This window comes from Lachnobacterium bovis DSM 14045, assembly GCF_900107245.1.
GTDB classification, from domain to species: domain Bacteria; phylum Bacillota; class Clostridia; order Lachnospirales; family Lachnospiraceae; genus Roseburia; species Roseburia bovis.
Genome location: NZ_FNPG01000012.1, coordinates 42,157 through 65,783, shown reverse-complemented (window position 1 = coordinate 65,783; position 23,627 = coordinate 42,157). Strand labels below are relative to the sequence as shown.

22 protein-coding genes are annotated in these 23,627 nt (G+C 29.9%); all 22 read left to right on the top strand.

All coding sequences use genetic code 11. The features are described 5' to 3' along the window. Positions 1-3: 3 nt before the first annotated feature. The 22 genes from BLV79_RS05880 (at position 4) to hpt (ending at position 23,596) form a co-directional block, all read left to right on the top strand. Entirely contained in the window at positions 4-2,127 is a 2,124-nt protein-coding gene (locus tag BLV79_RS05880) for an extracellular solute-binding protein (RefSeq protein WP_074717052.1), read from the top strand. 95 nt (positions 2,128-2,222) lie between these two features. After that, positions 2,223-2,414 (top strand): hypothetical protein, encoded by a 192-nt coding sequence (locus BLV79_RS05875; protein ID WP_074717050.1) that lies wholly within the window; start codon positions 2,223-2,225, stop codon positions 2,412-2,414. 67 nt (positions 2,415-2,481) lie between these two features. Further along, entirely contained in the window at positions 2,482-4,608 is a 2,127-nt protein-coding gene (locus BLV79_RS05870) for a hypothetical protein (protein WP_074717048.1), read from the top strand. A gap of 3 nt (positions 4,609-4,611) precedes the next feature. Beyond that, positions 4,612-5,520 (top strand): cysteine peptidase family C39 domain-containing protein, encoded by a 909-nt coding sequence (locus tag BLV79_RS05865; RefSeq protein ID WP_074717046.1) that lies wholly within the window; start codon positions 4,612-4,614, stop codon positions 5,518-5,520. Continuing rightward, the gene (locus BLV79_RS13165) at positions 5,492-6,238 is read left to right on the top strand and encodes an ATP-binding cassette domain-containing protein (RefSeq protein WP_330389944.1); all 747 of its coding nucleotides are present in this window, start codon (positions 5,492-5,494) and stop codon (positions 6,236-6,238) included. Before BLV79_RS05865 ends, BLV79_RS13165 begins: the two co-directional genes overlap by 29 nt. After that, entirely contained in the window at positions 6,228-7,082 is an 855-nt protein-coding gene (locus tag BLV79_RS05855) for a carbohydrate ABC transporter permease (RefSeq protein WP_074717042.1), read from the top strand. Before BLV79_RS13165 ends, BLV79_RS05855 begins: the two co-directional genes overlap by 11 nt. Beyond that, complete coding sequence (locus tag BLV79_RS05850; RefSeq protein ID WP_074717041.1) at positions 7,072-7,926, top strand: carbohydrate ABC transporter permease; 855 nt, start codon at positions 7,072-7,074, stop codon at positions 7,924-7,926. The genes BLV79_RS05855 and BLV79_RS05850 overlap by 11 nt, the downstream gene beginning before the upstream one ends. A gap of 47 nt (positions 7,927-7,973) precedes the next feature. Next, on the top strand, positions 7,974-9,398 hold the full coding sequence (locus tag BLV79_RS05845) for an HlyD family secretion protein (protein WP_074717039.1): 1,425 nt from the start codon (positions 7,974-7,976) through the stop codon (positions 9,396-9,398). Next, complete coding sequence (locus BLV79_RS05840) at positions 9,385-10,503, top strand: hypothetical protein (protein WP_074717037.1); 1,119 nt, start codon at positions 9,385-9,387, stop codon at positions 10,501-10,503. The genes BLV79_RS05845 and BLV79_RS05840 overlap by 14 nt, the downstream gene beginning before the upstream one ends. Positions 10,504-10,627: 124 nt before the next feature. Beyond that, positions 10,628-12,115, top strand: coding sequence for a sensor histidine kinase (locus tag BLV79_RS05835; RefSeq protein ID WP_074717035.1), 1,488 nt, complete (start codon positions 10,628-10,630; stop codon positions 12,113-12,115). Then, complete coding sequence (locus BLV79_RS05830; protein ID WP_074717033.1) at positions 12,108-12,800, top strand: response regulator transcription factor; 693 nt, start codon at positions 12,108-12,110, stop codon at positions 12,798-12,800. The genes BLV79_RS05835 and BLV79_RS05830 overlap by 8 nt, the downstream gene beginning before the upstream one ends. A gap of 77 nt (positions 12,801-12,877) precedes the next feature. Continuing rightward, positions 12,878-13,546, top strand: coding sequence for an RluA family pseudouridine synthase (locus tag BLV79_RS05825; RefSeq protein ID WP_074717031.1), 669 nt, complete (start codon positions 12,878-12,880; stop codon positions 13,544-13,546). Between the two features lie 246 nt (positions 13,547-13,792). Then, complete coding sequence (locus BLV79_RS05820; RefSeq protein ID WP_074717029.1) at positions 13,793-14,500, top strand: ABC transporter ATP-binding protein; 708 nt, start codon at positions 13,793-13,795, stop codon at positions 14,498-14,500. 19 nt (positions 14,501-14,519) lie between these two features. Further along, positions 14,520-15,692, top strand: coding sequence for a hypothetical protein (locus tag BLV79_RS05815; protein ID WP_074717027.1), 1,173 nt, complete (start codon positions 14,520-14,522; stop codon positions 15,690-15,692). Between the two features lie 357 nt (positions 15,693-16,049). Beyond that, the gene (proS, locus tag BLV79_RS05810; RefSeq protein WP_074717025.1) at positions 16,050-17,489 is read left to right on the top strand and encodes a proline--tRNA ligase; all 1,440 of its coding nucleotides are present in this window, start codon (positions 16,050-16,052) and stop codon (positions 17,487-17,489) included. A gap of 166 nt (positions 17,490-17,655) precedes the next feature. Continuing rightward, positions 17,656-19,002, top strand: a complete 1,347-nt coding sequence (locus BLV79_RS05805) for a CCA tRNA nucleotidyltransferase (RefSeq protein ID WP_074717023.1) — start codon at positions 17,656-17,658, stop codon at positions 19,000-19,002. 85 nt (positions 19,003-19,087) lie between these two features. Beyond that, positions 19,088-20,479, top strand: a complete 1,392-nt coding sequence (locus BLV79_RS05800) for a hypothetical protein (RefSeq protein ID WP_074717021.1) — start codon at positions 19,088-19,090, stop codon at positions 20,477-20,479. Between the two features lie 109 nt (positions 20,480-20,588). Then, a complete protein-coding gene (locus BLV79_RS05795; protein WP_074717019.1) occupies positions 20,589-20,864 on the top strand; it encodes an HU family DNA-binding protein in 276 nt (91 codons plus the stop codon). A 141-nt stretch (positions 20,865-21,005) separates the two neighbouring features. Further along, positions 21,006-21,245, top strand: a complete 240-nt coding sequence (locus BLV79_RS05790) for an RNA-binding S4 domain-containing protein (RefSeq protein WP_074717017.1) — start codon at positions 21,006-21,008, stop codon at positions 21,243-21,245. A gap of 14 nt (positions 21,246-21,259) precedes the next feature. Further along, on the top strand, positions 21,260-21,556 hold the full coding sequence (locus tag BLV79_RS05785) for a septum formation initiator family protein (protein WP_074717015.1): 297 nt from the start codon (positions 21,260-21,262) through the stop codon (positions 21,554-21,556). A 5-nt stretch (positions 21,557-21,561) separates the two neighbouring features. After that, positions 21,562-23,055 (top strand): tRNA lysidine(34) synthetase TilS, encoded by a 1,494-nt coding sequence (gene tilS, locus BLV79_RS05780; protein WP_074717013.1) that lies wholly within the window; start codon positions 21,562-21,564, stop codon positions 23,053-23,055. Position 23,056: 1 nt separating this feature from the next. Then, positions 23,057-23,596 (top strand): hypoxanthine phosphoribosyltransferase, encoded by a 540-nt coding sequence (gene hpt, locus BLV79_RS05775; RefSeq protein ID WP_074717011.1) that lies wholly within the window; start codon positions 23,057-23,059, stop codon positions 23,594-23,596. The last annotated feature ends 31 nt before the right edge of the window (positions 23,597-23,627 follow it).

Genomic DNA, 23,627 nt, shown 5'->3' with positions numbered 1-23,627 from the left:
AAAATGTTAAAAAGAAACAGAAAAATATGTATCGGTCTTAGTTTGATTATGATGCTATGTACTACCGGAATTACTGGATGTGGAAAATCAAAAAAAGAAGATGATATAGCTAAAGTATATGAAAATCAAGTTGCGCTTCCAAATGAAGTTTCGAGTGTAGCCGCATTTACAACAGATAAAAATAGTATTTATATTTTGGGAACAGATACAGATAAAAAATATGTTGGAACATATAAAACATCTGATTTTGGAAAGAAATGGGAAAAACTTGATAAGAATAGTCCAGAAGTGAATTCTAGAATTGATCAAGCGGTATTAAAAACAAATGGTGATAGTTATATTTTGACAGATAATGAGTCACAAAACAACACAGAAGAAAATTCTAAAGAGCCAGATAATTATGTTTTAAATAAAATTGTGGATGGAAAAGAGCAGTCAGTTAATAACGAAGGTATAGATCAATTAGAAATAGTTGGAGATGAAGTCTTTTTTGTGAAAAAAGGAACTGTTTATTCTGAAAACGGTGAAAAAATGTTTAGTACACATGGTCTGTTTTCAGGAAAAATTGATTCATTAACTAAGGCAAACGGCCTGTATTATCTTGAACAAGAAGGAATCGTCAAAGCTTTTGAACAGAAAACTTATAAAGAAGTGAAAAATGATAAATTAATAAAGAAATTAAATAAAGTATCAGAAGATGGAACCATGAATGTAACAATGTCTTCTGATGATAAAGATAGAATAAAAATGTTAACACAGAATAATGTTTATACATTTACAAATGGAAAACTTGAAAGCAAAAAGAAACTTGTTAATGCAACAATTAATTCTAGAACAACAATTTTAATGGATAGTCAATATTTTGAAAATGGGATATTAGTTCAAACATCGAATGATATAACAAATAAGCTTGTGTATATTTCTGATAAAAAAATAAAGAGAAAAAATAATATAAAAATATATTCGTTATATCAGAATATTTATATAAACAATATTGTAAGGGAATATGCATCTAAACATCCAGAAACAAATGTGGAATTAGAAGTGGGGATTCCTGAAAATGATGAAAATACAACATCATCAGATGCTATAAAAAAAGTAAATACAGAGCTCTTATCTGGTAATGGACCAGATATTATTATAATGGATGGATTATCAACTAAAAAAATGAAAAAAAGTGGAGTATTAGAAGATGTAACTGAATTAAGAAATCAGATTGAATCTAAGTATAATGTTTTTAATAATATATTGGAAGAGGATTCAAAGACAGCATATGAAATTCCGACTCATTTTAGTTTTTCAGTTCAAGCTGGAACTAAGAAATTCACAAATGCAGATTCTATAAGAAAAATATATAACGATTTTGATGAAATGGGTAAGAAATCAAAACCAGCATATATTACAGAGACATATTGTGAAATAATGAAGCAGATATATAAAAATTATCTTTCAACTAATATAGAAAACGGGAAGTTAAATGAAAGCGAAATACGTGATTATTTCAAATTGGCAAATAAACTTATAAATATAAAAAAGAAAACAGGTGCTGAAGATGAAGAGTTGTCTTTTGATATGCTTTCTATGAAGGGTATGATTTATCAAGAATCGGGCTGTCATAGTGTAAATAAAGGAAAAGCACAGGCAAGCATTGAAGCGATAGTTGCAAATGGTGGACTTGTAGAATTAGCAAAATTAGATCAAAACTCAAATCTAACTTATAAGGTGATTAAAGAGAATAAGTATACGCCATTGTATCGAATGGCAATTAATAAAAAAAGTAAAAATAAGAAAGTTGCAGAAGATTTTATAATAGAGTCCATTAATAAATCAAATCAAGAAAGCGACAAATTGGAAGGCATTCCAGTAAATTTAGATGCTTTAGATAGTTTTTATTCATCATCTACAGATATCTTCGAAGGAACTGACCAGTTACCATGTTTAAATGCTGAACAACAAATGAAGTATACTGAATTTATGAAGGGTTTAAGAAAACCGATAATTGTTGATTCTTCATGCGAAGATATTGTATACGAACAGGTAAACTTATTAAATAAGGGCAAAGTAACTATAGATGATGCAACTAAGAATGTAATACAGAAGGTTAAGTTATATCAGAAGGAAAACTAAAATCCCGCATAAAATTTAACTATAATGACAAAAATGGCTTGAAATTAAAAAAAAAGGTGATATAATACTAAAAGACAAAGAAAGGAGGCTTGAATATGAAGAAAATATCAGAAAAAAACACAAAGAATATAGTTGGTGGAGGATATCATTGGATTTGTGAAAAAACCAGATATTTAGGATACAATTATGGAAGCAATTACAATTCATGCTTAAGGGCAGCAGGTAGACATACAGGAAGATACGGCGGTTCACATAGAACTAGAGTTATTTGGTGTGAAAACTACTAATGATAATATAAATAATCAAAACCGGGGGAACTAAGTACCTCGGTTGTTTTGAGTATAAGGAGATAAAATGTTAAAAAGAAACAGAAAAATATGTATCGGTCTTAGTTTGATTATGATGCTATGTACTACCGGAATTACTGGATGTGGAAAATCAAAAAAAGAAGATGATATAGCTAAAATATATGAAAATCAAGTTGCGCTTCCAAATGAAGTTTCAAGTGTAGCCGCATTTACAACAGATAAAAATAGTATTTATATTTTTGGAACAGATACAGATAAAAAATATGTTGGAATATATAAAACATCTGATTTTGGAAAGAAATGGGAAAAACTTGATAAGAATAGTCCAGAAGTGAATTCTAGAATTGATCAAGCGGTATTAAAAACAAATGGTGATAGTTATATTTTGACAGATAATGTGTCACAAAACAACACAGAAGAAAATTCTAAAGAGCCAGATAATTATGCTTTAAATAAAATTGTGGATGGAAAAGAGCAATCAGTTAATAACGAAGGCATAGATCAATTAAAAATAGTAGGAGATGATGTCTTTTTTGTGAAAAAAGGAACTGTTTATTCTGAAAACGGTGAAAAAATGTTTAGTACACATGGTCAGTTTTCAGGAAGAATTGATTCATTAACTAAGGCAAACGGCCTGTATTATCTTGAACAAGAAGGAAGTGTCAAAGCTTTTGAACAGAAAACTTATAAAGAAGTGAAAAATGATAGATTAATAAAGAAATTAAATAAAGTATCAGAAGATGGAACCATGAATGTAACAATGTCTTCTGATGATAAAGATAGAATAAAAATGTTAACACAGAATAATGTTTATACATTTACAAATGGAAAACTTGAAAGCAAAAAGAAACTTGTTAATGCAACAATTAATTCTAGAGCAACTATTATAAAGGACAGTAAATCATTTGAGAATGGATTACTAGTGCAAACATCTAATCAAATAAATGATAAACTAGTATACGTATCGGATAAAAAAATGAAGAAAAAAAATAATTTAAGAGTTTATTCATTGTATCAGAATGAGTACTTAAATACTATTGTATCAGAATATGCTTCAAAGAATCCAGATACAAGTATTGAAATGGAAATAGGAATTGATGATGAGGATGACAATAAAACACCATCGGATGCTATAAAAAAACTTAATACTGAAATGTTGGCAGGCGATGGACCTGATATTATTATGCTTGATGGGTTATCAGTTGATAAATTGATTAAACAAAAAATGTTAGTAGATTTAACAACTCTAAGAAGTAAAATTAAATCACAAAACAATTTATTAAATAACATTGTTGATGAGAACACAAATAAAGCTTATGAAATCCCAACACATTTTAGCATTTCAACGAAGGTTGGAACTAAAGAATTTTGTAAAGCAGATTCAGTGAAAGAGTATTATGATAAGTTTTCTGAAATGGGTAAAAAATCAAAACCAGCTTTTTATACAGAAAACTATTGCGATATTTTAGATTGTATTTATAAAAATTATATTGCATCAGGAATAGAAAAAAATAATTTGAAAGAAAGCGATGTTAATTATTATTTTAAACTTGCTAACAAGTTAATGAATATAAAAAAGAAAACTGGTTCAGAAGATAATGAATTAACATTTGATATGCATGGAACTAAGGATGTTCATTATCAAGGTGAGAGTGTATCTAAAATTTATTCAGGAGATGTGCAAGCTACTATTGAAGAAGAAATAACTAGTGGAGGTATTTCACAGCTACAATTAATAAAAGAAAAATCTGGTATAGAGAGTATGATAATTAATAACAATTATTACGAACCAATAGAACGAATGGCAATATGTAAGAAGTGTAAATGTGTAGATGAAGCTAAGGATTTTATCGAAGAAGCTGTAAGCAAAGAAAACCAGGCTACTGATATGTTGGATGGTTTTCCTGTTAATGTTGAAGCATTAAATAAGTATTTGTCGTACGAGACATCAGTTTTTATTGGTAAAAATCAACAACTTCAACCAATTACATCCGAACAGCAAGTTCAGTGGATTGAAACATTTAAAAATTTAAAAAATCCTGTAATAGTTGATTCTTCAATCAAATATATTGTTTATGAGCAAGTTAATCAATTAAATAAGGGTAAAGTTACTATAGATGATGCAACTAAGAATGTAATACAGAAGGTTAAGTTATATCAGAAGGAAAACTAAGTTATGTTTTTTGGAGTGAGACAACATGATGAAAAGGATTGTGGAGTCGCAGCTTTTGCCTCAATATGTAAATATTGGGGCATAAGAGATAGACTTTCCAATTTTAGAAAAAGTTTTCAGGTGACAACAAGTGGCGTAAGTATTTATGATATTTGTAGAGTTGCTAAAAAATATGGATTTGAAACTGAACCATTAGAAGGTAGTTTCGAAGAATTGTTAGAGGAAGAAATATGTGGCCCTTTTATTGCACATGGAATTTCAGAAAACAATTTTTGCCATTTTATTGTAGTGAGGAAAATAACAAGAAAAAAGGTATTTGTTTTTGATCCTGCGTGTGGAAATGAGAAATGGACAATAGAAAAATTTTTGAGATTTTGGACAGGGTATATCATTACATTTGAGCATTCTGGAAAAATAAAACAAAATAACAAAAAAGCTTTATTATTTAATGAATATTTAAAAATTATTTTTGCTCATAAAAAGGCAATTGTAATTTCTACGGTACTAGCTATAATTATTATGGTTTTGCAATATGTAGTAGCATTTGCATACCAAGATATAATGGATTCATACATTTATGATAGAAAAACTGATATGTTTTTTATAACATTAATCGGGCTTGGAATTATGTATGTTATTATGAGTTTGTGTAAAATGCTCAGAGACAGTGTTTCGGCGAATATGGCAAAAAAAATTGGTGTTAATCTTCAGAATAAATTTATAACAAAAATTATGAGTGCGCCAATTAAAATGTTGGATAATTATAGAACAGGAGAAATATTGTCTAGATTTGAAGAAATAGAAAGTATTTCAAATTTGATTTTTTTAATTGTATCATATTTCTATATAAAAAAAGTGAAGCATATTAGATATACAGTATTAGATAGATACAAACTTATTTACAGATGTTAAAGAAACGTTAGATTCATTAATTACTATAAAAACTTTATCGTATGAAAAAAAGAATAAACTTAGACTAGTAAAAAAAGTTGATGAATATCAAGATAACGTAATAAAAGGGAAAGCTGCTAACATCAAATATTCATTTGTTGTTGATATTCTAGATAATGTGATTGCAATTGCTATGTTGGCAATTGGTATGAACAGTATTATTAACGGAGAATTAACTGTTGGAACACTTTTATTATTTATTTCTGTAGAAGGTTATTTTGTTGAACCAGTGGTTTCTTTTGTTAGAATTCAACTAAGTTTACAGGATTCAGTCGTTTCATTTGCAAGATTAGATGATATATTAAATATTGAAAATGAAGAAGAAGAGTGGAATCATACAAAAGAAATTAGATTTAAAGATGGAGATATAGAGTTTAAAAACCTTTGTTTTGAATATAACAATAAAATAGTTTTTGAGAATAAAACCTTTTTTATTAAGCAAGGAATTACTACCGCAATAGTTGGAAAGAGTGGTTGTGGGAAGACAACACTAGCAAAATTATTGGTGGGTTTTTATAAATGTAATCAAGGTGATATTAAGGTAAGTAGCAAAAGTATTATTAAATTCATAAAAGAATATCGTAAAAATAAAACAACAATTTTTATTTTACATAACAAAGAACTTTCAAATATGTGTGACAATATAATTAAGCTAGATGGAGTAAGAAATGAAAAATAAGAAAAGCAAAATTTCAAAAGCATGGTTTTTCTTAATACCAAGTTTTATAGGAGTGTGTATTTTTTACATATATCCATTGCTTGATGTTGTAAGAAGATCATTTGTTAATTGTGAAGGCTCTGAATTTGTTGGAATAGACAACTATATAGAAGTATTCAATAATGAAGCTTTTCAGCTTGCAGCAGTAAATACAATAAGGTTTATTCTTATAGGTGTACCAATCATTTTGATTATTTCATTATGGATTGCTGTAAAAATAACATATAATGTGTGGCTAGAAAAACAATTGAAGCATGTTTTGTTACTTCCAATGACGATACCAGTTGTATCATTGATTATTATATGGCGTTTTCTTTTTGAAAACAAAGGAATTATTAATGGGTGTTTAAATATTTTTGGTATATCGGGAGTGAAATGGTTGACCACGAATGCTTCATTTTATGTATTAGTGTTAAGTTTCATATGGAAAAATCTTGGTTATTGTACAATTATATGGTTAGTTGGACTTCTAGCTGTTCCGGAGGAAATATATGAAGCAGCAGATATTGATGGTGCTGGACGCATTACTAAATTTTGGTATATAACTATACCAAATATTATCCCAACAATTGTACTTCAAATAATCCTAGGAGTGATTAATTCTTTTAAAGTTTATAGAGAAGCATATTTGATTGCTGGAGATTATCCGGCAGATGGAATATATATGTTGCAGCATTTATTTAATAACTGGTTCAGAGAATTAGAGATAAGTAAGATGGCTACAGCAGCAACTATTAACTTAATAGTAATTACTCTTCTTGCATTATTTGTGAAAAAATTAGGAGCAGTAAATTATGAAAAATAAAAAATCAAGCATAGGGGTTAACATAATAATGCTAATTCTGATGCTGTTTTGTGTTATGCCAATAGTATTACTTTTTATGGGCTCATGTATGACAGATGCAACGTTATTACATTGTTTAGGACCATTAAGTTCAGAAAAAAAATCATCATATATTAGTTGGATTATTTTCCCTATCGAGGTTTCCTTTAGGGCTTATATAAAAGTGCTTTTTGATAGTCCAGAGTATTTTGTGGCTTTTTGGAATTCGATGAAAGTGGCGATAAGTGTAACTGTTGGACAGGTGATAGTGGGTATGCCGGCAGCATGGGCTTTGGCAAAATATAAATTTAGGGGCAAAAAAATAGTTGAGTTCTTATATTTGATTATAATGTTTTTGCCATTTCAGACAGTAATGTTGCCACAATATATAATTTTAGATAAATTAGGTTTGTTAGATACCCTAGTTGGAATAATTGTAATTGGAATTTTCCAATCGTTTCCAGTTTTTTTGATGCTAGGTTCATTCAAGAATATTCCAGACAGTTTAATTGAAGCAGCTCAAATTGATGGTGCAAATGATTTTACAATATTTACTAAAATAGCTGTTCCACTTGCAATGCCTGGAATTATTTCATCAATGATTTTAAATTTTCTTGAATATTGGAATATAGTTGAACAACCAATGATTTTTTTAAAAACAAAAAGTTTGTGGACGTTATCTTTGTTTTTACCAAAGATAGATTTAGCAAATGCAAAGTATGCTTTTGGAGCATCAGTAATAATGATTATTCCGTGTATAGCACTCTTTAGAGAGTTCTCGGAAGAATTGGAAAATGGAGTTGCTTCGCTAGGAGAAAGTAAATAAGTAAAACAGAGTAATTAACATAAGTTAGCAAGACAGAGGAAGGAATTATGATAGGAGAAAAGATTACTAAAAAAAGAAAGAAACTTTTTTTGACAGTATTAGTAGTAATAGCATTATGTACCTATGCATCAAGACAGATAAGTTCATTGTGCACACCTTTAGTAGAAACAATTATGGCTAATGAAGGCTCTTTAGATAATGATTTTGAAGAACAAGGTAAAGTAAAATCAGAGTCAGATATTGCTTTATATAGTATAGAAAATTTAAGAGTTTCTAAAGTGAAGTGCAAGGTTGGACAGGAAGTTAGTAAAGGTGAGACGTTAATTGAGTTTGAACAAAAAACTTTAAGTGATCTTCAGAAAAAGGCTCAAAATGAGTATAATGCAGCAAAATCAAGTTTAGATGTAAGCAAAGAAACTAACAACATGAAGGCAGCTCAGGCAAAAACAGACTATGATAATGCTGTAAATCTTAATAATCAAAAAGTAGCACAGGCAAAACAAAATTTGGTGGATGCTCAGAATCAATTAAATAGTTATAAACCATCTGCCGATGATGACGCAAAAACAATTGCAGAGACAAAGAAAAATTTACAGGATGATGTTAAGCAAAAACAACAAGAATATAATGATGCGGTAAGTAATGCGAAAATAGAAATCGATAATGCAAAAAAGGCGGTAGATGAATCAGCACTTCCACAACAAGACGAAGGTACTCAAAAAAGTGATTTAGCAGAGAAACAGGATGCGCTTAATAAAGTAAATGAAGTAGTAGCAAATGGTGGAACTATAAAGGCACCGGAAGATGGAATTGTCACAGAGGTTTCTATAAAAAATGGAAACATGACATCTGCGGAAGCTTTTATTCATATGGCAAGTAAGAATGATGCGAAGCAAATAGAAGTCACTTTGAATGAACAAGAATATAATTTTTTAAACGTAAAAGGTAAGATTAAAATATACAATTCAAAGGATAAAAAGATTAAAGCAGATTTGATTTCAGTAGGTCCAAAGACATCTAGTATTAATGATAATGGTTCAACTTCGGGTTCTACAGATGCAGGTGATGTTGGACAATCAGGTGATATGTCAGCTGATGGTGGAGTTCCAACAGATGCAGGAGGAGCAACAGACAGTGGAACAACAAGTTATGTGGCAATTCTAGAAACTTCAAGTGATGACGTAAAGATTTCAGAATCTGTGAAGGCAAAAATTGAGACAGGCTCTAAAAGCTATCGGTACGTATTAGACAGAACAGCTTTAAGACAGGATAATGGCGATTATTGTGTATATGTTTTAGATGAGAAGGATACTGTTTTAGGTACAACTAACGTTATAAAGAAAGTTAATGTTAAAGTATTAGATAAAAATGCAGATAAAGTAGCAGTTTCAGGTGATTTAGACTATACTACACCAATTGTCACAACTGCAACAAAGGCCATAAGTGAGGGAGATAAAGTTGATAAAAAGTAAATTGAAATACATAAAAAGTATTCATATCTTTGTAGTGTTTGTAATTGCTGCAATGCTTTTTATGGAAGTATCTGCAATTTTTCAAAAAAACAATATAGCGATTGCTAAAGATAGAATTGACTATTCATATGAAGATATGCCTTTATCACCTAAACAGGTCAGTAAAAATTTGCAATTATTGAAAAATAATTCTTATAAATACACTTTTTGGGGAGATGCTGGATATAAATCTGTTAAGGTTGAAGGGCTAGAATCCTCAAGTAATCAAAGAATTATATATTTTTGTGGAAACAGTAAAAATATAGTTAATTCTAATGCAGAGCTATTTATGGATGACAATAATTGCTGTATTTTAGGAAAAAAGACAGCATATGATCTCGTAGGAACTCTAAATGTAAAAGGAACAAAACTCCAAATAAACGGAATAGAGTATACGGTTTCGGATGTGGCAAAAGATGTTGAGGAAGGAATATTTGCTGAGGTAAACGATAAATCTAAGGAAGCAAATGAAAATGTTTTACTTTGTGGTACAGCATATAAGCCATATGCTACATCGTTAGAAGAAGGAACTCAGACGGATATGATTTCTTTTTCTATGGAAAAAAATCGATATGCATATGAAAGATTATATTTTTATGCAGATAGTTTGATAAAAATAATGATATTAATACAGCTAATTTTATTGATAGTTTTTATTTGTAGACAAAAAAAGATAGAAATAATTAACGGCTGTAAATGGTTAGCAAGTAAGGGATATGATTTAATTCAAAAGACACCATTTAGAGAATGGGATGTTTTTGACAATACTCCTGATTATAATGGATGGTATACCAAAATAGTTGCAGTATTTGTTATCGTTGTATGTGTGATTATATTTGGGAGTATAACCATTCCAAAAGATTTTTTGGCTACACAATGGTCAGATTTTGTCTTTTTTAAAGAATTAGCATGGCAAGAATTAGAAACGTGGAAACATTTTGAATTAATAAATAAATTAGATAATCAATATCAAATAATAGAATCATTTAAAATATGTATGTATAATTTAAAGAACGTATCTATTATGATGTTTGTTTTGGTTGGAACTAAGATCATCACTCGTTGATGATCTTTTTTTTGTAAAAAAATTTAATAAAAAATTAATTTTTAATTTACAATGTTAAAGCGATGTATAAAAATTACGATAAATATACTATAGAAATTCCTTATTATGAGAGGAAGGCAAAAATATGAAAGTGAGGAAGAAACTTACAGTAACCTTTATACTGATTGTGTTAATTCCACTTGTTTTAGTATTTTTAGTTACGAAACTGTATACTTATGTACAAACTAAGGATTTAGAAGAGACGTATGAATTTGAAAGCAGTCACAGTGCGTACGAGAATATAGTTTTTTTTAATAAGTATTTATCTAAAGTTTATACTAGCACAAGGGATGAAATCAATAAAAATGTTGATAATTTAAAAAAAATAGAGTATATAGAAGAAATCAATGAAAAATTAGAAAAAGAAAATTCGTTTATCGTATTAAAGGAGCAGGATAATGTTATTTATGTTGGAAAAAATAAAGTTGATAAGGTAGTTGAAACAATAAAGAATAATAAAGTGTCAGATAAAAATATTTATCTTGTAACTTTGATTAATGGTGAAAAAAAATATCTTATAAAACAGTTAACTTTTGAAACAAGAGAAAAGAGAATAAATAATGTATATGTTGTTACAGAACTTGATTCATTGATTCCACAAAGAGCTGATATGATAATGACAACTTTTATCAGTATTCTTTTTATACTAATTGTAACAGCTATATGTATAACTTCATGGATATATTTGAATTTTGTTTATCCAATAGAAAAAACAAGAGAAGTTGCAGAGAATATTAAGGATGGCAATCTTGATTATGATGCAAAGGTATTTAAAGAAAAAGATGATGAAATTGCAAGACTTAATGATGCATTAGATCAAATCAGAAAGAAACTTAAAGCAAATGCACAGGATAAAGTCAATGATGAAAAAGAGAATAGAGCATTAATAAGCAATATTGCACACGATTTAAAAACTCCAATTACTGCAGTGAAGGGATATGCAGAGGGTATTATAGATGGAGTGGCAAATTCACCAGAAAAAGTAGAAAGATATATAAAAACAATATATAACAAGGCAAATGATATGGATTCTTTGATAAATGAACTTACCTTGTATTCAAAAATAGATAATAACAGGATTCCATATAATTTTGCAAAATTGAATGTAAAAGAATATTACAATGACTGTATTGAAGAAATAAGTCTGGATCTAGAGAACAGAGGATTGGGATTGGCATATTATAATTATGCTGATGACGATACCATAATAATAGCTGACCCAGAACAGTTAAACAGAGTCATTAATAATATTGTTGGAAATTCCGTAAAATATATGGATAAAGCTAGTGGATTTTTAAATATTAGAGTAAAAGACGTAGGTGATTATGTTCAGACTGAAATTGAAGATAACGGAAAAGGTATTTCACAAAAAGATTTACCATACGTCTTTGATAGATTTTACAGGGCAGATGCATCAAGAAACTCTGCCACAGGTGGAAGTGGAATAGGGCTTTCAATAGTAAAAAAAATAGTAGAAGACCATGGTGGAAGAATTTGGGTAACCAGTAAAGAAGGTTATGGGACCACCATGTACTTTATAATTCGAAAATATCAGGAGGTGCAAGATGAATAAGATTTTAATCGTGGAAGATGAGGCAGCTATTGCGGATTTAGAGAGAGACTATCTTGAATTGAGTGGATTTGAAGTTGAAATTGAAAATGATGGAACAAATGGCTTGGCAAAGGCACTAGCAGATGATTATGATTTGTTTATATTAGATTTGATGTTACCAGGAATTGATGGCTTTGAAATGTGCAAAGAAATAAGGAATAAAAAGAACACGCCAATCATTATGGTTTCTGCAAAAAAGGATGATATAGATAAAATCAGAGGATTAGGATTAGGCGCTGATGATTACATAACCAAACCATTTTCACCAAGTGAGCTTGTTGCAAGAGTTAAAGCGCATTTGGCAAGATATCAGAGATTAATCGGAAGTACAACTCAATATGGGAATGATGTTATAGAAATCCGAGGCATTAAAATTGATAAGACAGCCAGACGTGTGTGGGTTAACAATGAAGAAAAACAGTTTACAACCAAAGAATTTGATTTACTTGCTTTTTTGGCTAGTAATCCAAATCATGTTTTTACTAAAGAAGATTTATTTAAACAAATATGGGATATGGAATCTGTGGGTGATATTGCAACAGTAACTGTCCATATAAAAAAAATCAGAGAAAAAGTTGAGCTTAATACAACAAAACCACAGTATATAGAAACAATTTGGGGAGTTGGCTATCGCTTTAGAATGTAAATTGTATTATAATAGAGGTAAGAGTATTATAATATTGATAGGAAAAGTAATGCTAGATAAAGAATAGGAGGCTTAACATGGAATTAAACATTTTACACGAGGATAATGATATTATTGTTTGTTATAAACCTGCAGGAGTTGCAACGCAGACTGCGAGATTAGGACAACAGGACATGGATAGCCTTCTGAGAAATCATTTAGCTGAAAATAATGAAAGTACTTATTTAGGAATAATTAACAGATTAGATCAACCGGTAGAAGGCGTAATGCTTTTTGCAAAAAATAAGGAAGCAGCAGCAAATTTATCTGAGCAGATGAGAACTCATGGAATAGGTAAACATTACTATGCAGTAACAGATGGTATTCCTGAGAGTGTTATGGGAACATTGACAGATTATCTGCTTACAGATAGAAAAACAAATATAACTACTGTTGTTGGTAAGGAAAGAAAAAATGCCAAAAAAGCTGTTTTGGCTTACAACGTGGTTTACACTAGAGGAAATCACGCAATGATAGATGTTTCATTAAAAACAGGTAGACAGCATCAAATTAGAGTGCAAATGGCACATATGGGATGTCCACTTTTAGGAGATCAAAAATATGGAAATGGTAAAGTTCAGGGAATAAGAACACCAGGTTTATGTTCATATAGAATAACATTTGTACATCCAAGTACTAATGAAAAGATGCATTTTGAGATAAAACCTCAGAATAAGGTTTTTAAGGAATTTATTGAACAGTTTTAGTTTGTAGTAAGTTTTATAGTTTTTTAAAAATGAATAAGAATATGGGCTCTACAAGGTGATTAATATAAGATTTGCTTTGTAGAGTTTTTTACGTAATAAAAAAAATAATTTATAAAAAAATACTTGACTTTTTTTTTTTTTTTATAATATAACGGAAAAATATATGTTATATATTTTTTACTAATTTAGATGCATCCAGGTTACTTGAAATATTACTAGTGGCGTCTTTGTTTGTGTGAGGTAAATATGGTAGAATTAAAAAACGTAATCAAAAGGAGAAAGAATAATTTCGAATTAAATATTCCAGATTTAAAAATAAAATCTAATCGTATATATGCATTGCTTGGAAAGAATGGAGCAGGGAAATCGACAACTATAAAAATCATGTTAGGAATAGAAAAGAAGGATAGTGGAGAAGTTAAATTAGATGGGGAGAATTTGATTGATAATAGATGGAAAATAGGATATGTTCCAGATGAACCAATGTTAATAGAAAAATTAACAGGTAGAGAACAGTTGGAATATATTAAGTATATTTATGGAATGGAAGGGAAAAATAAAGAAAGCTCGGTAAAAGACTTGGATAAAGAGACTACAGAATATATAAGCATGTTTGAATTTAAGGATAAAATTGATACTAGGATAGAAGAATATTCTAAAGGTATGAAACAAAAGATTTCAATTATGTCAGCAATGATACATAATCCCAATATTATGATTCTAGATGAGCCGTTTACAGGCTTAGATCCAGTAAGTATTATCAATATGAAAGAGTGGATGAAGAAATTTGTAAGTAAAAATAATAATAGTATTGTTTTCTCATCGCATGATTTAGATGTTGTAAACGACATTTGCACAGATGCTATATTTTTAAAAGAAGGTAAAATTATCGCAATGGAAGAATACGATAGTGATAGAACATTTACAGACATGTTTAAGGAGTACTTGATATAGAAGTGATAGAGGTAAATCAATGAAAAGAATATTTAAAGCAAATTGGTTAATAAATACCTGCGACTTAAGACAGCAAAAATATGTAAGAATAATATTAAGTGTAATAGTAATAATTATGCTACTCATGTTTGAGGGATGTAGATTGTTATTAAAAAAACATGTGAATTTTCATGTTAATGAATGTAATATAATTTATATATTTATTGCTATGTCAGAATTATTATTTTTTCCAATGCAAATTTATAAACAGATTTTGTTTAGGAAAGATGAAATTATGCTCTATATGGCAGGACTAGAAAGAAAAAAAATTTATATGTACTACTTTTTAAAAAATGTCATAATTTCAAATATTGTAGTATTTATAATTTGCAGAAATTTTTTAGAGCCAATAATTGTAGAATGGGGTACTATGAATACTATTGTTGTTTTGGCAGTAACCTTTGTAGTATTTGGAGAAATTCTTTTATTCGAATTGTGTCTTAAGAGTATTATAAAGAAAGATATATATAAAGAAATAGCAATTATTGTATCAATTGAAGAAATTATCGCATCAATATCGTTATATAGTCACATAAATAATGTGAACTTTAAAGATTGCAGTTTTAGTTTGACAGGATCAAAAGCTGTGCTTTGTGTAATTATGTTGGAAATATTGTATGTAGTAAAAGTTATTAGATACTTTCGTAAATCAAAACAGGTTTCGTTTTATAAAAAAAACTGGTTGTTAATAATAAGAGATTTTGATTCACTAAAATACATTGTTGCATCGATTATGCTATATGTAATACCTATTGCAATCAGCAAAAACAGACCAGATTTTTCAAGTATAACATTAGTTACAATATTTTTTATAATAAATATAATGATAGTTCTTGGAATAAATAACTTTAGGCTAGAAAGAGCGCATTATGTGACATATTATTTAGCTATGTTTAATGAAAAAAAATATATTAAAGAAAAAATGAAATTCTTTTTTGAAGTGTGTTTATTGGCAACATTTTGTCTAAATACGGCCTTAATAGTGACTCAGAATTTGAAAGTGAGAGAAATAGTCATTATATATAGTGTTACTTTTTTATTTTGCAAATCTAATGCTGTGTTGACAGCGAAGGCAATAAATAGGTTGTTAAAATATTATAAAAAGAATTATCATAAATTAAAGAAATGGAAGGAGATTTTTGATGAAAAATAAAAAGCTTAAAGCTAGACTTGTAGGAGTGTTAAGATTTTTACTTGTAGGAGTAGTGTATTATTTTGTTCGTCATGTTTGGCATTTATTCTAGAGTAGCAGTAATAATGTTCTTTATTTTATATGTTGTAAATCTTTTAATTGCAAAAAAGGTTTATCGAGTGATTTAAGAAAGAATTAAAAGAATACTAAGTCTTACAAAAATACGCCGTAAAGCCCATAGTTTTAGCCGAGAGGAGTGCTAAACTGTGACTTGACATATTAAAAAGTATAAAATAAAATAGATATTAGTATGTTTTGATGAGCAATTACAGATTTACCCAATAATGCGGGTGAAAATAAAATATAAAGGAGATTGTCATGGCTAAAGAGAAAAAATTAGTAGAAGCCATCACTTCCATGGAGGAAGATTTTGCACAATGGTATACAGATGTTGTGAAAAAGGCTGAGTTAGTTGATTATTCTAGTGTAAAAGGATGTATGATAATTAAGCCCGCAGGCTATGCTATTTGGGAAAATATCCAAAAAGAGTTAGATAAAAGATTCAAAGAAACAGGCGTTGAAAATGTATATATGCCTATTTTTATTCCAGAAAGTTTATTAGAGCAGGAGAAAGATCATGTTGAAGGTTTTGCACCAGAAGTTGCATGGGTAACACATGGTGGATTAAACGAATTACAAGAAAGATTATGTGTAAGACCTACATCAGAGACTTTATTCTGTGATTTTTATAAAAATTTAATCCAGTCTTACAGAGATTTACCAAAGGTATATAACCAATGGTGTAGCGTTGTAAGATGGGAGAAAGAAACAAGACCATTCCTTCGTACAAGAGAATTCTTATGGCAAGAGGGTCATACAGTTCATGCAACTGCTGAAGATGCAGAAGCAAGAACAGTTCAAATGCTTAACTTATATGCTAATTTCTGTGAAGAAGTTCTTGCAATTCCAGTTGTACGTGGACAGAAAACAGAAAAAGAGAAATTTGCAGGTGCAGAAGCTACATATACAATTGAAGCATTAATGCACGATGGTAAGGCTCTTCAATCTGGTACAAGCCACAACTTTGGTGATGGTTTTGCTAAGGCATTTGGAATTCAATATACAGATAAAGATAATAAATTACATTATGCATACCAGACATCATGGGGTATGACAACACGTATTATTGGAGCGTTAATCATGGTACATGGTGATGATTCAGGACTTGTTTTACCTCCAAGAATTGCACCAGTTCAGGCAATGGTTATTCCAATTCAACAGAAAAAAGATGGTGTATTAGATAAAGCAAATGAAGTAGTTTCAAGACTAAGTAATGTATGCAGAATTAAGATAGATGATTCAGATAAGACACCAGGTTGGAAATTCTCTGAGCAGGAAATGCGTGGTATTCCAGTAAGAATTGAATTAGGACCAAAAGATATTGAAAATAATAAATGTGTTGTTGTAAGACGTGACACAAGAGAAAAAATCGAAGTATCACTTGATGATATTGAGACAAAAGTACCAGAAATTCTTGAAGCAATTCAAAAAGATATGTTTGAAAGAGCAAAAGCTCATAGAGACTCTCACATATGGGATGCTCATAATTATGAAGAATTTAAGGATGTTGCAGAAAACAAACCTGGATTTATTAGAGCTATGTGGTGTGGAGACGAGGCTTGTGAGAATAAGATTAAAGAAGATTTATCAGTAACAAGTCGTTGTATGCCATTTGAAGATCAAGAAAGAATTTCAGAAGTATGTGCTTGCTGTGGTAAGCCAGCTCACAAACTTGTATATTGGGGCAAGGCATACTAGAATTATTTATTAACATAAAATTAATGCCATCCTATATTTGTAGGGTGGCTTTTTTTTGGGTGAATAATGTAAAAATGTTTAGAATTACGAATAATAATTTTTGGCACAATTTTAGTGGATAAATGATATGAGATATTATTTTTGCTAAATATAACGGAGGAAAAACGTGAATATAATTTTACCAGAATCAGTAAAAAAAATAATTGATGTATTAAAACAAAATGGATACGAAGGATACGCGGTTGGAGGATGTGTAAGAGATACCATCCTTGGAAGGAAACCACAAGATTGGGATATTACAACTTCTGCAAAGCCAGAAGAAGTTAAGGCGCTTTTTCCACACACAATAGATACAGGAATAGAACACGGCACGGTTACAGTGATGGACCAGCATGTTGGATATGAAGTAACAACATATAGAATAGACGGGGAATATGAAGACGCCAGACACCCTAAAAATGTGTTTTTTACACCAAAACTAGAAGAAGATTTAAAAAGAAGAGATTTTACAATAAATGCAATGGCATATAATGAAGAAAATGGATTGGTAGATTTATTTGAAGGAGAATTAGATCTACAGAGAAAAGTTATTCGTTGTGTAGGAAATCCTATGGAAAGATTTCAAGAAGATGCTTTAAGAATGCTTCGAGCAATTAGATTTGCTGGACAATTAGGGTGTACAATTGATGAGGATACACAAAAAGCAATAAAATCTTTAGCTCCAACAATAAAAAAAGTGAGTGCGGAACGTATTCAGGTCGAAATGGTGAAACTATTAGTTTCTGATCATCCTGAAGAAATCCTTACAGCATATAAATTAGGCTTGACAAAAGTGTTTTTCCCAGAGTTTGATAAAATGATGGAGACTACTCAAAATAGTAAACATCATATGTATACAGTGGGAGAACATACAGTAAAAGCTGTACAGAATGTAAAGAAAGATAAGGTTTTAAGACTTACAATGCTTCTTCATGATGTTGCTAAGCCAATTTGCAAGATAACAGATAAGAATGGAGCAGACCATTTTAAGGGACATCAAGAAGAAGGCGCTAAAATGGCTAAAAATATTTTAAAGAGATTAAAATTTGACAATGCAACAATAAATCAGGTTGTTCGTTTGATAAAAGCACATGATGATAGACCTAAATTAGATGAAAAAAGCATTCGTCATGCAATGAATAATAACGGTTTAGAGTGTTATCCGGATTTATTTGACATTCAAAAAGCAGATTATTTAGCACAAAGCGAGTATAATCGTGAAAAAAAAGCTGAGTATTTGAGAAAATATGTCGATATATATAGGAGTATAGTGGATAAAGGGCAGTGTGTAGCCTTAAAGGATATGATGATTAATGGAAATGATTTGATTGAATTAGGAGTTAATCCAGGCAAAGAAATCGGGGATGTTTTAAGAAAACTCTTTGAGAAGGTTTTAGATTCGCCAGAATTAAACGAAAAAGAAAAACTAACCAAGATAGTAAAGAATTCTTTTTTAAAAGATAATAATAAGTAGTGATAATACGATGGTGAAAAAGTAGGTTCGATTGTAACTAGAGAAACTTTTATTAATATGCAAAACTTCAAAAAGGGGGATAATTATGGGTGAAAGAACTCGTATGAAATTTAGAGTTTTGATATTAGGTATCTTTTTCTTAATGATTTCAGGTCTATTGTATGGCTGCGGACTTACAAAAGACCGTGAAATTTCATTAGGAGTCGAGTATTATTCAGGAGATGAATCAAAAAATAATGATGAAAATGGTAGTGAAAGTGATAATCTTTTAGACGATGAAAACTCCAATAAACAAAAAAATAACAGTAAGAAGAAGAAAAAGACTAACAATAAGGAAGATTTTGTGGTAATAGATGTCGATTCTGAGGGCTGTTCAATAAAGCTTTATAGCAGAAAAGATAATCTCGAATATCAATATTATATAGGCGCAGATACCAAAATTACTAACAAATTTGGAAACGAAATATCTTTGGGACAAATTTCTCCGGGAAAAATTGTTAATATAGGATCTGTTAATAAGGTTGGAAAAGTAGGAAAAATCAATGTATCATCTAATACGTGGAATTACACGAACATTAAAAAATTTAGTATTGATGAAGCAAAAAAACAGATAAAAATAGGTGAGAATATCTATAACTATAATGATAAATTGCTTGTTTTTTCAGGAAACGAAATAATAGAATTAAACAAGTTAAGTCAAAAGGATGAACTAGAGGCAGAGGGCAAAGGAAAAGAAATATATTCGATAGTTGTTACAACAGGACATGGAAAATTACAATTAAAAAATACTAGTCTATTTGAAGGCAGTTTTTTACAACTAGATAATAGAGCATTTGTAAATATTACAAAGGACATGGAAATGGATGTTCAGGAAGGAAAATACCTATTGGCTGTTGCCAATGATGGTTGGGGTGGAAGTAAAGAAATAGTAATAAATAGAGGAGAAACCACAGAGGTTAACCTTGATGAGTTAAAAGGACCGGGACCATCATATGGTAAGATTTTGTTTGCACCAAATGTTTTAAATGCTCAGATTTTTATTGATGGCAAACAGATTGATTATTCAAATCCGATATCGCTACGATATGGAAAACATTCATTGAAAATAATGGCAAATGGATACGCAACAATGAATAAAGTTTTATATGTGAATTCTCCAGAGGGTACAGTTGCTATTACAATGGAAACTAATGAACAGGCGGCGAAAAATAATACCCAATCTAACCTGCCAAAAAATCATGAAGAAGTTGTTGAGCAACGTGAAAATAGACAAAATGGTAACAATAGTTCAAACAGTCAGGGAAACGGTAGTACAAATTCAAGTGGAAGTACCAATGGTAGAACAAATGGAACATCACAAAATGGAAACAATACTCAGTCACAAAATAATTCAAATAATAGTAATATAACAACAGATCAGCTTAAGGATTATATCCAAACATTGACGGAACTACTTAGAAATAAAGGGACATCCTAAAAAACAACTTTTTTCTTGACAAAAACTTGAAAAACAAGTATATATATTCTTGTAATAGATTTTAGGAGCGGGACTCTATAAAATATAATATCCAGAGGAGGAAATAATAATGAACAGAACAGAATTAGTTGCAGCAATGGCAGATAAAGCTATGTTATCTAAAAAGGACGCTGAAAACGCTTTAAGAGCATTTCAGGAGGTTGTTGTAGAAGAATTACAGAAGGGTGAAAAAATCCAATTAGTTGGATTTGGTACATTCGAAGTTGTAGAAAGAGCTGCAAGAATGGGTAGAAATCCACAGACTAAAGAAGAAATGCAAATTCCTGCATCAAAAGCACCTAAATTTAAACCAGGTAAAAGTTTAAAAGAGCAAGTTAATAACTAATATCGAATAATTAGAGTGTTATATTTATAGAATTATGGTGGGACGCAATTGGAGCGTTCCACTTTTTTCTATAAGAAAAAATATATTTGTAAAAAATAATTATTTAAAACGGAAAAGTGTTATACTTAAGGAGAGGATAGAATGCGATTAGATAAGTTTTTAAAGGTATCACGTTTAATAAAAAGACGTACAGTTGCAAATGAAGCATGTGATGCGGGTAGAGTTATGGTTAATGGTAAACCGGCAAAAGCTTCTGTTAAAGTAAAAGTAGGTGACATAATTGAGATTGCGTTTGGACAAAAGACAGTAAAAGTAAGAGTATTAGATATCCAGGATACAACAAAAAAGGAACAGGCAAAGGATTTATTTGAATATGTATAAGGGGTAGATAGAATATGAAAATTAGACGAAAAGTAAGAAACACGAAAATATTTGCTATTGCAGGTGTTATAGCGGTCGTATTTGTTGGTGCAATGTCGTACAATGTTTACTCAATGAAAAAACAGAATAAAGAGTATGTACAGGAACAGAAGAATTTAAAAAAGAAAATTAAAAATGAGAAACAAAGAACCAAACAGATTAAAAAGTACGAAGAATATACTAAGTCTAAAGAATATATAGAAAATACTGCAAAATCCAAACTTGGGTTAGCTAACGATAATGAAATTATTTTTAAGGAAGAAAGTAAATAATTTTTATGATAAATAAAATAAAAAAATATATAATCCCAAATGGGTTGATAGGGAAAGATGATAGGATTATTGCGGCAGTTTCTGGTGGGGCAGATTCTGTTGCTATGTTATTGATTTTAAATGAACTTAAAAAGAGTTTGTCATTTTATTTAGAAGTTGTCCACGTAGAACATGGAATTCGTGGAGAACAGAGCTTATCTGACGCAAGGTTTGTGGAAAAATTATGCAAAAATCTAGAAATACCAATTAATATTTTTCATGTTGATGTAATAAATTATGCAAAGTCTCATGGCTTGGGTGAGGAAGAAGCTGCACGAATTTTGCGTTATGAAAAGTTCAAAAAGGTGGCATTTTCGCGTGCAGAAAAATCAGACTCCGTAAAAATTGCGATTGCACATCATTTAGAAGATAATACAGAAACAATATTGTTTCAGATGGCAAGAGGAACAGGAATTGACGGTGTGTGTGGAATAGAACCAATCCGACATGTCAGCAAAAATGTGTACTATATCAGACCTCTATTGGGCGTAAGCAGAGCGGAAATTGAACGATTTTTGGCAGAAAAGAATCAGGACTTTTGCACGGATTCTACCAATAGTGATATTCAATATGACAGAAATCGTATTAGAAAAAATATTTTGCCGCAATTGAATCAAATAAATAATCAAGCTGTTTTACATATAAACGAGACAGCAAATAAATTGCGTGAAATTCGTAATTATTTTAGGAAGGAAGCAGATAGAGAGTATAAAAAAATAGTCTCGATAGAACATGATAAACATGGCAATGAAGTTTATAATATTAATATCAATAAACTGTCGGAGTGCGATATAGCGATAGCAAAGGAAGTAATTAGAACTACTATTATTTCTTGTGCCAAAAAGAAAAAAGATATAACTAACAAGCATGTGATGGCAGTACTTGATTTGATAAATAAGCAGACAGGGCGTAAGGTTTTGTTGCCTTATAATATTCAAGCTGTAGTGTCATATGAAACGATAAAAGTTTTTTTGAAAAATAAAGTGAAAGAAAACAAGAAAAATGTCGATTATAAAGACGTAAGGAATGTTATAGAGATAAAATCTGATTTTTTTGAAAAACTTGAGGAGTTAGTAGATGGAGAGAAACTTATTATTTCTTTGAATGATGGAACGAAAAGCTATTTCAGCGTTCGATTGTTACATGCATCTGTTAATCCCGAGGACCTTATTAAAAAAAAGTATACTAAATACTTAGATTATGATAAGATAAAAAAAGGCTTTCAAATTCGCAATAGAAGAAGTGGCGATTTTATTGTTAGCGATTCAGATGGACACCATAAAAAGCTAAAATCATATTTTATTGATGAGAAAGTTTTAGCTAGTGAAAGAGACCACATTCCATTGTTGACACAAGATTCAGAAATAATATGGATAGTAGGAATGAGAATAGGATATTCATATAGGATTTCTGATATGACCGAAAGTATTCTTGAAATTCAATATAACGGAGGAAATTAAAATGGATACAACTAAACATAATATTTCAGTATATTTAACAGAAGAGCAATTAAATAAAAGAATTGCTGAAATAGGTGCAGAAATCACAGAAAAATTTAAAGGTGAGTCAGTATTTTTGGTATGTATTTTGAAAGGTTCTATTTTCTTTACAACAGAATTAGCAAAAAGAATAGAATTACCAATGACTATTGACTTTATGACTGTTTCTAGTTATGGAGCAGCAACTAAATCTTCGGGTGTAATCAATGTAAAGAAAGATTTAGAAGAATCTGTTGAAGGTGAAAACGTAATTATTGTTGAAGATATTATAGATTCAGGAAATACATTAAGTCGATTACTAAAATTATTTGAAAGTAGAAATCCTAAGACATTAACACTTTGTACTTTATTAGATAAACCAGATAGACGTGTTGTTGATGATGTAAATGTAGACTATACAGGATTTGTTATTCCAGATAAATTTGTAGTTGGATATGGTCTTGATTTTGATCAGAGATATCGAAATTTACCATATATTGGTTTTGTAGAAGATATAGAGTAATTTTAGATAAAAATGTAAAGGAGGAGGGATA

What these genes read in the sequence shown, in the direction of transcription:
- BLV79_RS05880 (WP_074717052.1), top strand. Translation starts at nt 4, where the DNA reads ATGTTAAAAAGAAACAGAAAAATATGTATCGGTCTTAGTTTGATTATG.
- BLV79_RS05875 (WP_074717050.1), top strand. Translation starts at nt 2,223, where the DNA reads ATGAAGAAAATATCAGAAAAAAACACAAAGAATATAGTTGGTGGAGGA.
- BLV79_RS05870 (WP_074717048.1), top strand. Translation starts at nt 2,482, where the DNA reads ATGTTAAAAAGAAACAGAAAAATATGTATCGGTCTTAGTTTGATTATG.
- BLV79_RS05865 (WP_074717046.1), top strand. Translation starts at nt 4,612, where the DNA reads ATGTTTTTTGGAGTGAGACAACATGATGAAAAGGATTGTGGAGTCGCA.
- BLV79_RS05855 (WP_074717042.1), top strand. Translation starts at nt 6,228, where the DNA reads ATGAAAAATAAGAAAAGCAAAATTTCAAAAGCATGGTTTTTCTTAATA.
- BLV79_RS05850 (WP_074717041.1), top strand. Translation starts at nt 7,072, where the DNA reads ATGAAAAATAAAAAATCAAGCATAGGGGTTAACATAATAATGCTAATT.
- BLV79_RS05845 (WP_074717039.1), top strand. Translation starts at nt 7,974, where the DNA reads ATGATAGGAGAAAAGATTACTAAAAAAAGAAAGAAACTTTTTTTGACA.
- BLV79_RS05835 (WP_074717035.1), top strand. Translation starts at nt 10,628, where the DNA reads ATGAAAGTGAGGAAGAAACTTACAGTAACCTTTATACTGATTGTGTTA.
- BLV79_RS05830 (WP_074717033.1), top strand. Translation starts at nt 12,108, where the DNA reads ATGAATAAGATTTTAATCGTGGAAGATGAGGCAGCTATTGCGGATTTA.
- BLV79_RS05825 (WP_074717031.1), top strand. Translation starts at nt 12,878, where the DNA reads ATGGAATTAAACATTTTACACGAGGATAATGATATTATTGTTTGTTAT.
- BLV79_RS05820 (WP_074717029.1), top strand. Translation starts at nt 13,793, where the DNA reads ATGGTAGAATTAAAAAACGTAATCAAAAGGAGAAAGAATAATTTCGAA.
- BLV79_RS05815 (WP_074717027.1), top strand. Translation starts at nt 14,520, where the DNA reads ATGAAAAGAATATTTAAAGCAAATTGGTTAATAAATACCTGCGACTTA.
- proS (WP_074717025.1), top strand. Translation starts at nt 16,050, where the DNA reads ATGGCTAAAGAGAAAAAATTAGTAGAAGCCATCACTTCCATGGAGGAA.
- BLV79_RS05800 (WP_074717021.1), top strand. Translation starts at nt 19,088, where the DNA reads ATGGGTGAAAGAACTCGTATGAAATTTAGAGTTTTGATATTAGGTATC.
- BLV79_RS05795 (WP_074717019.1), top strand. Translation starts at nt 20,589, where the DNA reads ATGAACAGAACAGAATTAGTTGCAGCAATGGCAGATAAAGCTATGTTA.
- BLV79_RS05790 (WP_074717017.1), top strand. Translation starts at nt 21,006, where the DNA reads ATGCGATTAGATAAGTTTTTAAAGGTATCACGTTTAATAAAAAGACGT.
- BLV79_RS05785 (WP_074717015.1), top strand. Translation starts at nt 21,260, where the DNA reads ATGAAAATTAGACGAAAAGTAAGAAACACGAAAATATTTGCTATTGCA.
- tilS (WP_074717013.1), top strand. Translation starts at nt 21,562, where the DNA reads ATGATAAATAAAATAAAAAAATATATAATCCCAAATGGGTTGATAGGG.
- hpt (WP_074717011.1), top strand. Translation starts at nt 23,057, where the DNA reads ATGGATACAACTAAACATAATATTTCAGTATATTTAACAGAAGAGCAA.